Origin of the sequence: Actinomadura sp. KC06, from assembly GCF_004348735.1 — a bacterium.
Classification (GTDB): Bacteria; Actinomycetota; Actinomycetes; order Streptosporangiales; family Streptosporangiaceae; genus Spirillospora.
In genome coordinates, this window is sequence record NZ_SMKT01000105.1 from 1 (window position 1) to 12,307 (window position 12,307).

General features: G+C 70.9%; 12 protein-coding genes and 1 tRNA gene. 3 read left to right on the forward strand and 10 right to left on the reverse strand.

Annotated elements, in window-relative coordinates:
• Positions 1 to 473: 473 nt before the first annotated feature.
• Positions 474 to 932, reverse strand: coding sequence for a DUF222 domain-containing protein (locus E1287_RS28420; RefSeq protein WP_131968153.1), 459 nt, complete (start codon positions 930 to 932; stop codon positions 474 to 476).
• A 618-nt stretch (positions 933 to 1,550) separates the two neighbouring features.
• Between E1287_RS28420 and E1287_RS28425 the strand changes: the two genes are divergently transcribed.
• Positions 1,551 to 2,771 carry an acetyl-CoA C-acetyltransferase gene (locus tag E1287_RS28425; protein WP_131968154.1) on the forward strand — a complete coding sequence of 407 codons (1,221 nt, stop codon included), beginning with the start codon at positions 1,551 to 1,553 and terminating at the stop codon, positions 2,769 to 2,771.
• A 223-nt stretch (positions 2,772 to 2,994) separates the two neighbouring features.
• Positions 2,995 to 3,222 carry a DUF4287 domain-containing protein gene (locus E1287_RS28430; RefSeq protein ID WP_131968155.1) on the forward strand — a complete coding sequence of 76 codons (228 nt, stop codon included), beginning with the start codon at positions 2,995 to 2,997 and terminating at the stop codon, positions 3,220 to 3,222.
• 216 nt (positions 3,223 to 3,438) lie between these two features.
• On the opposite strand, the gene E1287_RS28435 is transcribed toward E1287_RS28430, so the two are convergent.
• The 6 genes from E1287_RS28435 to E1287_RS28460 form a co-directional block, all read right to left on the reverse strand.
• Positions 3,439 to 4,122, reverse strand: a complete 684-nt coding sequence (locus E1287_RS28435; protein ID WP_207934514.1) for a maleylpyruvate isomerase family mycothiol-dependent enzyme — start codon at positions 4,120 to 4,122, stop codon at positions 3,439 to 3,441.
• On the reverse strand, positions 4,119 to 4,676 hold the full coding sequence (locus E1287_RS28440; protein ID WP_243719493.1) for a TetR family transcriptional regulator: 558 nt from the start codon (positions 4,674 to 4,676) through the stop codon (positions 4,119 to 4,121). Before E1287_RS28440 ends, E1287_RS28435 begins: the two co-directional genes overlap by 4 nt.
• Before the next feature lie 221 nt (positions 4,677 to 4,897).
• Positions 4,898 to 4,970, reverse strand: a tRNA-Leu gene (locus E1287_RS28445).
• Positions 4,971 to 4,987: 17 nt separating this feature from the next.
• Positions 4,988 to 6,376 carry a class I SAM-dependent methyltransferase gene (locus E1287_RS28450; RefSeq protein ID WP_131968157.1) on the reverse strand — a complete coding sequence of 463 codons (1,389 nt, stop codon included), beginning with the start codon at positions 6,374 to 6,376 and terminating at the stop codon, positions 4,988 to 4,990.
• Positions 6,377 to 6,435: 59 nt separating this feature from the next.
• Entirely contained in the window at positions 6,436 to 7,797 is a 1,362-nt protein-coding gene (locus E1287_RS28455) for an NAD(P)/FAD-dependent oxidoreductase (protein WP_131968158.1), read from the reverse strand.
• Between the two features lie 372 nt (positions 7,798 to 8,169).
• The gene (locus tag E1287_RS28460) at positions 8,170 to 8,991 is read right to left on the reverse strand and encodes a uracil-DNA glycosylase (protein WP_131968159.1); all 822 of its coding nucleotides are present in this window, start codon (positions 8,989 to 8,991) and stop codon (positions 8,170 to 8,172) included.
• A gap of 137 nt (positions 8,992 to 9,128) precedes the next feature.
• Here E1287_RS28460 and E1287_RS28465 point away from each other — a divergent pair, with 137 nt between their 5' ends.
• Complete coding sequence (locus E1287_RS28465) at positions 9,129 to 9,986, forward strand: DUF2510 domain-containing protein (protein WP_165969218.1); 858 nt, start codon at positions 9,129 to 9,131, stop codon at positions 9,984 to 9,986.
• Positions 9,987 to 10,001: 15 nt separating this feature from the next.
• On the opposite strand, the gene E1287_RS28470 is transcribed toward E1287_RS28465, so the two are convergent.
• The 3 genes from E1287_RS28470 to E1287_RS28480 all read right to left on the reverse strand — a co-directional run bounded on the left by E1287_RS28470 (position 10,002) and on the right by E1287_RS28480 (position 12,270).
• Entirely contained in the window at positions 10,002 to 10,952 is a 951-nt protein-coding gene (locus E1287_RS28470; RefSeq protein ID WP_131968161.1) for a Ppx/GppA phosphatase family protein, read from the reverse strand.
• Complete coding sequence (locus E1287_RS28475) at positions 10,949 to 11,497, reverse strand: DUF501 domain-containing protein (protein ID WP_131968162.1); 549 nt, start codon at positions 11,495 to 11,497, stop codon at positions 10,949 to 10,951. The genes E1287_RS28470 and E1287_RS28475 overlap by 4 nt, the downstream gene beginning before the upstream one ends.
• A gap of 311 nt (positions 11,498 to 11,808) precedes the next feature.
• Entirely contained in the window at positions 11,809 to 12,270 is a 462-nt protein-coding gene (locus E1287_RS28480) for a septum formation initiator family protein (protein WP_131968163.1), read from the reverse strand.
• Positions 12,271 to 12,307: the final 37 nt, after the last annotated feature.

Consider the following 12,307-nt stretch of genomic DNA (forward strand, 5'->3'; position numbering starts at 1 on the left):
GCCCTCCTACGCCGCCGCGCCGCCCCCGCCGACGACCAGCCCACCAGCGGCCCCCAGCGCGTCGCGCCAGACCTGGCCTGACGCTCCATCACGCAGCGGCCCAACCGATCTCGTCCGGCGGGCCATGAATATCGACCGCACGCCTTTCCGGTGGCGGCAGGACGCGGTAGACGTGGCGTCCGGTGCTGTCGTGGCTGATTTAGATCTGGTCGGGGTTTGTGTGTTCGAAGCGGTTGTGCCATCCGCAGCACAGGGCGAGCTGGTCGATGTCGGTGGGCGATCCCAGAACCCACCCTCGGACGTGGTCGACCTCGCACAAGGTCCCTGGAACCTCACAGCCCCGTACCGCGCATGTCGGATAGAGGGTTTCGAGGACTTGGCGTTGTGCGGCGGTGGCGAATCGAACGCGCCGCCCGAGGTAGAGCGGGATGCTTCCTCGGCGTGGAGCCAGCCTTTGATGTAGCGGCCGCCGTCTAGGGGCCGGGTGGAGTTGATCCAGGACCGCTGGTACCCGCGCTGCGACTCGGTGTCGGGTTGATCGGTGCCGTCGCGCTCGGAATGACGTCGCGGATCCGCCGCCCGAACGCGGCGACCTTCCCGGCGGAGAAGCCCTGGTCGACCATGTCGAGCAGCAGCTTCTCAGCAGACGCGCAATCCTCGTCGTCCAGCCGGGCGACGGCGTCGGCGACGGTGGAGGCGTGCCCGTAGGACAGCTCCCCCGCGGCAAGCATCGTGGCGACCCTCGGGAGCCGGTGCCGCTGCCGGGCCAGGGTGATCCGCTCCCGAGCCCGGGTCTCGCGCATCCCCAGCCGCGACCGCAGCCACGCTTGGGTGGACGGCAGCCCCCAGCGCCGCGTCTCGCCGGAGACGTCCACCCGTCCCACCAATTCCCCGGTGGACGCCGAACGAAGATCAACCGAAACCGAACCCATAAACAAATACTATCGAAAAGACCGGGCCGTCCTCAGCACAATAGGGCCTGAAAGCGGCCCCGTACGCAGCGCCGCCCCCACCCCCGAACTCGAACTAAGAAATCCAAAATTCAAAACCAGGAAACAAAGCACAGAAAGAAGAAAGAAGAACGAGGACCGGGGCCCGTCCGGTCACCATCGACGAGCCCCGGCCGGTCATTCGACCCCGTCACACGGCCGCCGCCCGCGCTTGCGGCGGCCGCCCGGTGGGGCCGCGTTCAGGCTCTGGCGTTCGCCGTCCCGCCCACATGGGACGGCTGTCATAACCAGACCGGGAACCACAAGTCCGAGCACCCCCAACCCCACCAAAACGGAGCACTCCTCCCTCGCTATTAGACTCACTGTCAGCGCAAACGGGACCCGCCCTATAACCATCCCCACCCCAACGGCTAGATTGCTGGTGACCGACGAGTAACACCGACGTCACGGGACAACGCCGTCAGAACGACCGATCGGCGGCGTCCCGGGACGCGGTCATGCGGCACGTTGGGGGCGATGCCGTGAGACCGGCCGGTGTCGGTCGTGAGCAGGATCGGCCGCTGAGAGCCGTTGAGAGCCGCTGAGACAGGAGACCCGCACATGCCCGAGGCAGTCATCGTCGCAACCGCGCGCTCGCCGATCGGCCGCGCATTCAAGGGGTCGCTCAAGGACATGCGGCCCGACGACCTCACCGCTCAGATGATCACGGCCGCGATGGCCAAGGTCCCGCAGCTGGACCCGAGCCAGATCGACGACCTCCTGCTCGGCTGCGGCCTGCCCGGCGGCGAGCAGGGCTACAACATGGCACGCGTCGTGTCCGTCCTGCTGGGCTGGGACGACGTGCCCGGCGCCACCATCACCCGCTACTGCTCGTCCTCCCTCCAGACCACCCGGATGGCGTTCCACGCGATCAAGACGGGCGAGGCGGACGTCATCGTCTCGGCGGGCGTCGAGACCGTCAGCCGGTTCGCCAAGGGCAGCAGCGACGGCCTCCCCGACACCCAGAACCCGCAGTTCGCGGACGCCCAGGCCCGTACGGCCAAGGCGGGCGAGGGCGGCTCGCCCGTGTGGCGCGACCCCCGCGAGGACGGCGGCCTCCCGGACATCTACATCGCGATGGGCCAGACCGCAGAGAACGTGGCGGGCCTCCGCAGCGTGTCGCGGCAGGCGCAGGACGAGTTCGGCGTCCGCTCGCAGAACCTCGCCGAGAAGGCGCTCGCCAACGGCTTCTGGGAGAAGGACATCACCCCGGTGACGCTCCCGGACGGCACCGTCCTCGCCAAGGACGACGGCCCCAGGCCCGGCACCACCTACGAGAAGGTCTCGCAACTCCAGCCGGTGTTCCGCCCGGACGGGACGGTCACGGCCGGCAACTGCTGCCCGCTGAACGACGGCGCCGCCGCGGTCGTGGTCATGAGCGACACGAAGGCCGCGGAACTCGGCATCACGCCGCTGGCCAGGATCGTCTCGACCGGCGTCACGGGCCTGTCCCCCGAGATCATGGGCCTCGGCCCGGTGGGCGCGTCACGCAAAGCTCTCGCCAAGGCGGGCATGACGATCGACGACATCGACCTCGTCGAGATCAACGAGGCGTTCGCCGCGCAGGTGCTGCCGTCCGCCGCCGACCTGGGCATCGACATCGACAAGCTGAACGTGAACGGCGGCGCGATCGCGGTCGGCCACCCGTTCGGCATGACGGGCGCCCGCATCACGTCCACGCTGCTCAACAGCCTGAAGTTCCACGACAAGCAGTTCGGGCTGGAGACGATGTGCGTCGGCGGCGGCCAGGGCATGGCGATGGTCGTGGAGCGTCTCTCGTAACGTCCCGGACGCCTGGCGGTCCGCCGCGGAACATCTCACCACTCCACGGCGGGCCGTCCGCTCGCTCCACCCGTCCACCCCTGGGACCTGCGGGTTTTCCGGAGAACATCCCCGTTATTGACGATCTACGTAACGTAATAGATAGGTCCCCGTTAGGGGGTTGTCACATCCGGACTCCTGTTGCAGAGTCAGCAGGAAGAGCCCCGCGACCTGGAGGTGCCAATTGTCACTGAACCACTCGCCGGAGACGCACAGCAAGCTGCTAGCCCGCATTCCGCAAGTCACAGGACGTGACATCCCCGAGTGGTTCACCGCCATCGAGAACGGCCCGTCGTTCATCCGCTGCGAAGAACGCAGCTCGTGGCTGGCCGAAGAGCACAACCTCTCTCACGGCTACGCCGCGGCCCTGGTGCGCGAGCACGAGCGCACCCGCCGTGCGAGGCACTACTGAGCCTGACGCCGAGCGCGTCTAGCGCCGAGCGGAGTGCAAGGCTCCCGTAAGAACTTCATACAGACTTGGTGGGATCCCGCCAACGGATGCCCCCGTCGTCGTGCCGCCGCGTAGCGCCACGACTCTGGCGCAGAGATCCCACATTTGATCAGCCCCACGCCCAGGCGCGGGGCTGATCATTGCGCTTGCGGCCCCCACACCCACACAAGACGCGCCTCAAGCGTCAAGACGCGCGGCAAGTTCCTCGACACCAGGCCCGGACACCTCAGACAGAGCGGCCACACGCCCAGCACAAACCAGCAGCAGCGTGACCATGGTCCCCCGAACCTCGGGTCCCCGCCCCACCGACCAGGCCGTATCGGTGGCGACCAGCCGGAACCCGGCCACCTTCCGCGCCGAAGGAAGCGGCCGAGGCCAGCGCATCGACAGCACCCGGCCGGCGGCGACGGCCGCGGCATGCGACGGCACGTCATGACGAAGCCCCAGAGGGATAGCGATGTCCTGCCCGTGGACGAGGATGTCGGTGAGCGTCTCCAGATAGGTGACCCCGATGTTGTGCCGCCGCGACCCCACCATCCCCCGGATCTGCGCGATGATCTGCTCGTCCGTCAACGCGGCGGCGCGCCGGCAGGCCGCGTGCTGGATGGTCCGGTCGAGGCTGCCGCGCCACCGCGCCATCATCGCGATCGCGGCGCCGAGGCCGATCTGCTGCAGCGTCAGGTGCGCGGCGACGTCCCGCACCGTCCAGCCGGCGCACAGCGACGGCTGCCGCCACTGATCGTCCGACAGGTTCTCGAGCAGGTCGGCCAGGCCGCGCCGCTGCGCGTCGATCACCTGCCAGACCTGATCGGCGTCCAGCATGACCGAAGTGACGGGCTGGGACGGTCGCTCGACGTTCATACCGATGCCTCCACAGAGCGCGGACCGACGACCGACGTGACGAGCGCGGAGATCTGCGCGGACGGGTCGAACGCCGGATCCGGATCGGCCAACTGGTGCAGGACGACTCCAGTCCAGTGGTTCATGATGATCGGCGCATGACGTTCCGGGTCAGACGAGCCGACGATGCGCAGCCAGTTGGTGAACCAGGCGTTCACTCGGGCCCCGGTCTCGGACAACTGCCTTCGCAACGACGGCTGAATGCCCGCCTCGGCGAGGATCGCGTACCGGGCCAGGGTCAGTGTCCGGCGCGGGCCGGTCGCGTCCTGCGCAAAGGCAGCCAGCGCCTGGGCCAGCTCCCGCGGCGTGGTCGGGCACACGCGTGCGGCGACCTCGTCCCATCCGGCCCGCTCCCGGGCGGCGAACCGCTCCACCACCGCGTCGAGCAGCGCGTCCCGGGTCCGGAAGTGATTGGACGCGGACCCGGCCGGCAGCCCCGCCGCCGCGTCGACGGCGCGATGAGTGAGCCCGCGCATCCCCCGCTCACCGAGCACGGAGATCGCGGCATCGAGCAACCGCTCACGCCGATCCGACACACCTCGACACTACATCCGTAGTGTGAAGAACTTCAACAGTAGTAGAAGCCCGCAATTGCGCGCAGCTAAATATGAAGACATTTCTGGAATGCCGGGGTCACTGGCTAACGCTTGCGCTCAGAGTTCAAAACCACCGCGCGGGGAAAGCGCCCCGATCGAGCGGACCGGCGCCCTCGGCAGAGCGCCGGCCGACCGTTGTGTGCCCCTGGTCGGACTCGAACCGACACGTTGGCTCTTTTAGGGAGCCCGCCTCTGCCATTGGGCTACAGGGGCGGCGCAATCATATCGAGTCAGCGGGTCATCACGGTGCGTCCTTCCGCCACGCTCACGGCGGCGCGGACGCTGTGATCACGTCGAATCGCACGGATTTCATGCCTGCCGATCTGGCCGCTCTCGCAGGCCAGGGCGGATGCGGCGAGGTAGAGGAGCCAGACGCGCGCACGGCCGGGTCCGGCCAGCTCCTCGCATTCGGTCCAATGGCGCCGCAGGCCCGCGGCCCAGGCGCGCAGCGTGCGCGCGTGGTCCTCGCGGAGCGCCGCCACGCCGCGCACTTCGAGCCCGGCCTCTTCGAGGTCGTCTAGGAGCGTGCCGAGCGGACGCAGGCCGGCGTCGTCCGGGAACATGTAGCGGGTGATGAACGTCCGCCGGGCCTGGTGCTGCGCCCCGGTACGACGGACGGGCTGCTGCAGGACGAGCCGTCCCCCGGGCGCGAGAAGCTCGTGCAACCGCGACGCCGGACGCTCGATGGACGCCACCCCCGCCAGCCCGACGATCGCGTCATAGGGCCCGTCACCGGCCTCGGCCAGGTCGAATCCGCGAACCTCGACATCGTCGTCCGCGCACATGGCGCGCACATGCTCGGCCTGCTCGGGAGTGCGAGCGAGCGCGACGACCCGAGCACCGTGATGGACGGCGGCATGCCGGGCGAACGCGCCCCAGCCGCAGCTCACGTCGAGGAGCCGGGCCCCGTGGAACAGCCCGAGACTCTCGGCGAGGCCCACGTGCGCGACGAATTGAGCGGCGTCCAGACCGTCGTCGAGGTCGGCGTCCAGACCGCTCCAGTCCCCGGTGACGTGCGCGAGCCCTTCGCCGAAGAGCCGCGCGAAGAACGCGGCGGGCTCCTTCATCGGCTCGCCCGCCGCGTCGGCATCGGCGTCGGAGCCGCGCCGTCCGGCGGTGAGTTCCTCCGGGGGCGGCTTCGGCTCGGGGCCGACGGCGCCCAGCGTCACGGCGGTACGGACGATGTCGCGCTTGTCGTCGCTGCTCAGCCGGATCGGTTCGTCGCCGTTGCGCATCACCCGCCGGACGGCGTCGAGCGCGGCGAAGACGTCCCCCTCGATGTCCAGCTCCCCGGCCACGTAGGCGCGGACCAAGCCCATCTCGCCGGGCTTCCAGAGCAGCCGCCGCAGCGCCCGCCGGTGCTTGATCACGAACGCCGGCGCACCGGGCGGCCCGACGGAGCTGCCGTCCCAGCCCAGGACGCGTATCGGCAGCGCGTCCGCCGCGTCCCGGACGTCCTCGCCGCCCCGCCCCTCCCCCAGAAGGATCTTGGTGAGCAGCGGCGCCAGCCGGAGCGCCACCCCTTTAGCCGAGGAGCCCGTCCCCCCGGCCTCCTCGGCGGCGGACGCCGCCTCCAGTTCCGCGGGCACGTCGCTCCAGATGGCGTCTCCGTCGTGCATGGCAGGGCGCGCCTCCTCGCGAGGACGATGTCAGACCATGATGACCGGGCGGGACGGGGTCATGTGTCGCGCTGGCGGCCGGCCGCGAGCTCGAACTCCTGTCGGGGCCATTCCAGTTCGCCGAGGGAGACGATCTCGCGCCGGAAGAACGCCGCGAGCGTCCAGTCCATGGTGATCCGGAATTTACGATTAACGGTCGGCATCCGCGACAAATGGTATGTGCGGTGCATGAACCAGGCGGGAAGCCCGCGCAGCCGCAATCCGTACACGTTCGCCACGCCTTTGTGCAGGCCAAGGGACGCGACCGAGCCGACGTAAGCGTGCACGTACGCCTTTCTGGGCTTTCCGCGCAGATCCGCCACGATGTTGTCACCCAGACGTTTGGCCTGCCTGACCGCGTGCTGCGCGTTGGGCGCGGTGAAGTCGCCGGTGTCGGTGAGGTCGGGGACGGCGGCGTTGTCGCCCGCCGCGTAGACGCCCTCCAGCCCGTCGACGGTCAGCTCGGCGGTCGCCTTGATGCGCCCCTTGTCGTCGATGGGAAGGTCGCTGTCCTTGACGACGGGGTGCGGCTTCACCCCGGCGGTCCACACGAGCGTCCCGGCGTCGAACTCCTCGCCGTCGCTCAGCACGATGTGGCGCTTCTCCGCCGACTTCAGCAACGTCTCCATCTTGATCTCGATGCCGCGGCGGCGCAGCGCCTCCGCCGCCCAGCGTCCCATCTCCGGCCCCACCTCGGGCAGGATCCGGTCGGTCGCCTCGATCATCAGCCAGCGCATCTCGCTCGCGTCGATGGCCGGATAGGACTTGCAGGCGTCCCGCGCCATGTCCTCCAGCTCCGCCATCGCCTCGACGCCCGCGAACCCGGCCCCGACGAACACGAACGTCAGCGCCCGCCTCCTGACCTGCTCGTCGTCCGCGTTGGTCGCGGCGATGTCGAGCTGGTGCAGGACGTGGTTGCGCAAGAAGATCGCCTCTTCGACGGTCTTGAAGCCGATCCCGCAGTCGGCGAGGCCGGGGATCGGCAGCGTCCGCGAGATGGACCCGAGGGCGACCACGAGCAGGTCGTAGTGGACGTCCCGCTCGGGCACGCCCGCGGTCTGCGCGCCCGCCGGCCGGATCGTGAGCCGCTTGGACGCGTGGTCGATCCGCGTCACGAACCCGTTCAGGATCCGGCAGCGCCGCAGCACCCGCCGCAGCGGCGCCACGACATGCCGCGGCTCCACGTTCCCGGCCGCGGCCTCCGGAAGGAACGGCTGGTAGGTCATGTAGGACTGGGGGTCGATGACGGTGACGACCACCTCGCCGCGGCGCAGCTCACCGCGCAGCCTCTTCTGCAGGCGCAAGGCCGTGTACATGCCGACGTACCCGCCGCCGACGATCACGATGTGGGTCGCGGCTCCAGGATTGCGATCGGAAGGCATGTCGGGAGCGATACCCGCATACGGGCCCTGTTCACCAGATGCCGCGACAACAACTACGACGGCCCCGCGCGGGCCGATCCCGCAAACTCGGCCGCCCGATTCCACAAGTTCGCAAGTCGCCCGAACTCAGCCGTCCGAATCCGCATCTCAGGGGACGTAGCAGAAGGAGCCGGTCCCGCCCGCGGGACCGGCGGAGAGAACGCGGGTCAGGGCCGGACGGGGGCGCCAAGCGGCCGCAGGATGTCAGGCCGGGACAGGGTCGGCCCTGACCGCTCCGGCCGCTTGGCCAAGGCCCTGCCCCGCGCCCCGCCTCCCGCCCCAGGTCAGCCTCGGCCTCCGGTCAGCCTCGCGCCCTGGTCAGCCTCGCCCTGGTCAGCGGTAGTCGCGGGCGCGCGTGAAGACGGCGTCCAGCATCTCCTCGGTGACGCGCCCGGTGAAGGTGTTCTGCTGGCTCGGGTGGTAGCACCCCAGCATCAGGACGGGCCCGCGCGACCCCGCCGAAGGCGGCGGCGCCAGCTCGATCTCCGCCCCGTGCCCGAACTTCGGCCGCGGCCGCGGCAGCCCGTACCCGGCCTGCCTGAGCGCCGGCCAGACGCTCTGCCACGCGAACCCGCCGAGGCACACGATGCAGCGGACGCTCGCCGCGACCTGCTCGACCTCGCGGGACAGCCACGGCAGGCACGTCGTGCGCTCCAGCGGCGTCGGCTTGTTGTCGGGCGGCGCGCAGCGGACGGTCGCCGCCATCCGCGCGCCGATCAGACGCTGCCCGTCGCCCGCGTGGACGCTGGTCGGCAGCGCGGCGAGCCCGACCCGGTGCAGGGACGCGAACAGCCAGTCGCCCGACCGGTCACCGGTGAAGATCCGTCCGGTGCGGTTGCCGCCGTGCGCCGCCGGAGCGAGCCCGACGATCAGGATCCGCGGCTCCGGCTCACCCCATCCGGCGATGGGACGCCCCCAGTACTCCTCGTCCGCGAACGCCCGCCGCCGCTGGACGGCGACTTTTTCGCGCCATTCCACCAGCCGGTCGCACGCCCTGCACACCGACTGCCGGGCGCACAGCTCGTCCAGGTCAGGGGCCTTGGCGGCCAGTTCGACGACGTCTCCGGTCCCTTGCGCCACGGGCGTTTCGGGGGTGGCGGGGTCTTCGGGCCATCCGGTGCCGGGCGGCACGAACGGAGCGTTGGCGGTCGGCATACCATCGATCGTCGCACGCCACAGGCGGTGGCCGGGTTCCGCCCATCTCTCTGCACAGGCCGTTCATCTCGGTACGATGCGTTCGCCGGTCGGGGAGGCGGGAGTCCGGCACGCCATGGGCGAAGCGGAGGCAGGCAGTGTCGCAACCGGGCTGGTATCCAGACCCCTACGGCACCGGCAGCCTGCGCTGGTGGGACGGCGAGAACTGGACGGAACGCCTCAATCCGGAGCCGTCCCGTCCACCGCGGCTGCGTCTCCCCGCGCAGGAGCAACGGCCACGGGACGAGTACGAGGAGTCCCAGTACGGGGCCCGATACGGGTCCGAGTACGGGACCCACGGGACGCACTACGCGGCCCCGCACGTCCAGCAGCCGACCTGGGAGGCCCGTCCGGCCGTCCAGCCGCTGGACATGAACGTGCGCGGCCTGCACCTTTACGCGGACGACCGGTTCGTGGCGTACGGGAACGCCTCGCTCCAGTGGCCACATGTGGAATGGGTGGCGTACTGGGCGGCGGAGCGTCCGGCCGGATACGGCCACGCCGCGGGCACGCAGTGGGTCTTCCAGGCGGGCCGGTACCCGTTCCGCGGCGGGCCGCGCGTCGAGGTCGTCATCGAGCAGGACGCGATGCACGCGAACTCGGGAGCGGGCACGGTCCACGCGGACGCGCCGATGACCGAGGGCGAGCCGGAGCACGTGTGGGGGCGGCTGATCCAGCTGTGCCAGGAGCACGCCGAGCAGCGGCTGGTGGCCGAGCTGGCGGGACGCGTCAGGTCGGGCGAGTCGGTCGACGTGGCCCAGGGGTTGACCGTGCATCCCGGCGGCGTCCGCGGCAACCGCGTCTCGCTGAGCTGGACGGCGATCTCCGGCGCGACGGTGGACGGCGGGCGGGTGTGGATCCAGCAGGCCAACAGCTCCGCGCCGATCCTCTACATCCCGCAGCAGAACCCGAACGCGGTGCTCATCCCGGCGCTGCTGTCCCAGCTGAAACGCTGAGCCCCGGCGAGCGGTTCAGACAAGCGACCAGGCGAGCCCGTCCAGGATGTCGTGCTCGCTGACCACGACGGCGCCGAACCCGTACTCCCGCATGATCCGGTCGAGGATCAGCGCGCCCGCGCCGATCACGTCGACGCGACCGGGATGCATGACGCCGAACTCGGCCCGCTCGGCGCGGGTGGCGTGCAGCAGCCGCCGCGTCACCTCGTGGACCTGCGTGGCGGTGATGCGGGACAGGTGGATGCGGGACGGGTCGTACACCGGCAGCCCGAGCGCGATCCCGGCGACCGTGGTGACGGACCCGGCGAGCCCGACGAGCGTGCGCGCCTCGTGCACCGGCACCGTCTGGCGGACGGCGGCGAGGGCCGCGTCGATGTCGGCGGCGGCGCCGGAGATCTGCTGCGGGGACGGCGGGTCGCCGTCCTTCAGGTGCCGCTCGGTCATCCGCACGCAGCCGATGTCGATGGAGCGCGCGGCGTCGGCGGAGGAACTGCCGACGACGAACTCGGTGGACCCGCCGCCGATGTCGACCACCAGGTAGGGCCGCGCCGGACGCAGCGCGGCCAGCTCCCGGGTGGCGCCCGTGAACGACAGCTCGGCCTCCTCGTCCCCGGTGATCACCTCGGGGACGACGCCGAAGATGTCGACGACGCCGCTGACGAAGTCGGCCTGGTTGTCGGCGTCGCGGGTCGCGCTGGTCGCCACCACCCGCGTCTTGATCGGACCGTGCCCGGCCCGCGCCCCATGGCGGTCGATCAGGTCGGCGTAGCCGCGCATGGCGGCAAAGGTACGTTCCAGAGCGGCGGGCGACAGCCGTCCGGTCTCGTCGACGCCCTCCCCCAGGCGGACGATCTCCATGCGGCGTTCGACGTCCGTCAGGGTCCCGCCGCCCTCGCCGGGGGCGATGTCGGCGATCAGGAGGCGGACGGAGTTCGTCCCGCAGTCGACGGTCGCGACGCGCGTCACCGTCCCACCCCCGAATCCGCGTCGGCGTCGGCGTCGGCGTCGGCGGTATCCACGTCGACGCAGGGTCCGGAGCGCCACCACTCGGGCAGCGCCTCCAGCCCTTCCCGGCCGAACGGGCTGATGCCGGGCACGGCGAGCTCGTGGGCGATGAGGGCGTGCAGGCATTTGACGCGCTCCGGCATACCGCCGGCGCTCTGCGTGCCCTCGGGCAGCGGCTCGATGCCGTCCTCGCGGGCCGCGTCGCCGCGCCGCCGCAGGTAGTCCTCGTGCGCGGCCCTGTACTCGGCCCTCAGCGACGGGTCGGCCGCGAGCCTGTCCTGCATGTCCCGCATGACGCCGCCGCCCTCCAGCGTCCCGATGGCGGACGCGGCCTTCGGGCAGGTCAGGTAGAACAGCGTCGGGAACGGCGTCCCGTCCGGCAGCCGCGGCGCCGTCTCGATCACGGCGGGCAGGCCGCAGGGGCAGCGGCTCGCCACCCGGCGGACGCCGCGCGGCTCCCGCCCCAGCTGTGCCGCGACCGCGGCCGTGTCACCTGCTTCGATCATGTGCGTCCCCACCGGCGGACCTCCCCGATCCGCCTCGACAGCGCGCTCCCACCGCGCCCCCTCCGACCAACACGGCCCCCTCCGGCCTACGACACCCCTCCGAACAGCACTGCCCTTAAGATCAGCACTGCCCTCAAGCCAGCGCCGCCCTTAGACGAGCACTGCCCCTCCTCTGGCCAACGCGGGCCCTGTCCGACGCCGTCCGAGGCGCTCTTGGCGGTGCCTCGCGGCGCCGGCGTCGCCCCCCGTCCGTGCCCGGCCTCTCCTGCCGGGGCGCGGCCGTTCAGGTCCCGCCGGCCCGGGCGGGCGGGTCAGCGCGGCCTGTCGGCGGACTCGACCGACCGCCACAGCGTCTCGTACCAGGGCGGCCTGCTCGCCGGTCCGCCCCTGCGGGCCTGCCGTCCGTCGCCTCCGCTGCCGTCCAGGACGATGTAGCACTTTACGTCAGGGCGGCAGTAATGGAGCCTTCGCGTCGCCTCTCGCTCAATGTACGACTTCTCGCCCAGTTGTTGCTTGCGTTGGGCAAGGATCTCCACTTGCCGCCGGGCCACGGCCTCCTTGCGCTGGAGCTCGGCGATCTCCTTGCGCTGCGCGATGTACTCGCGGACGGGGTAGGCCAGGCTCAGCGCGATGGCGCACACCACCACCGCCAGGATCGCGGCGCGGCTGGTCAGGGCCGGGTTTCCGCGGCGCGCGCCGCTCCCGTGCCCGGCCTCGTGGCCGGTGTCGTCGCCGTCGTGCCCGCCTTTGGGGGCGGCCTTGTCGTCAGCCATCGTGTCCCCTGCGTGGTCGTCTTCGACTCGCGTGTCT

Excerpts from the sequence above, each read along its gene's own strand:
- E1287_RS28420 (WP_131968153.1), bottom strand. The coding sequence starts at position 932 with ATGGGTTCGGTTTCGGTTGATCTTCGTTCGGCGTCCACCGGGGAATTG.
- E1287_RS28425 (WP_131968154.1), top strand. The coding sequence starts at position 1,551 with ATGCCCGAGGCAGTCATCGTCGCAACCGCGCGCTCGCCGATCGGCCGC.
- E1287_RS28435 (WP_207934514.1), bottom strand. The coding sequence starts at position 4,122 with ATGAACGTCGAGCGACCGTCCCAGCCCGTCACTTCGGTCATGCTGGAC.
- E1287_RS28450 (WP_131968157.1), bottom strand. The coding sequence starts at position 6,376 with ATGCACGACGGAGACGCCATCTGGAGCGACGTGCCCGCGGAACTGGAG.
- E1287_RS28455 (WP_131968158.1), bottom strand. The coding sequence starts at position 7,797 with ATGCCTTCCGATCGCAATCCTGGAGCCGCGACCCACATCGTGATCGTC.
- E1287_RS28460 (WP_131968159.1), bottom strand. The coding sequence starts at position 8,991 with ATGCCGACCGCCAACGCTCCGTTCGTGCCGCCCGGCACCGGATGGCCC.
- E1287_RS28475 (WP_131968162.1), bottom strand. The coding sequence starts at position 11,497 with ATGATCGAAGCAGGTGACACGGCCGCGGTCGCGGCACAGCTGGGGCGG.
- E1287_RS28480 (WP_131968163.1), bottom strand. The coding sequence starts at position 12,270 with ATGGCTGACGACAAGGCCGCCCCCAAAGGCGGGCACGACGGCGACGAC.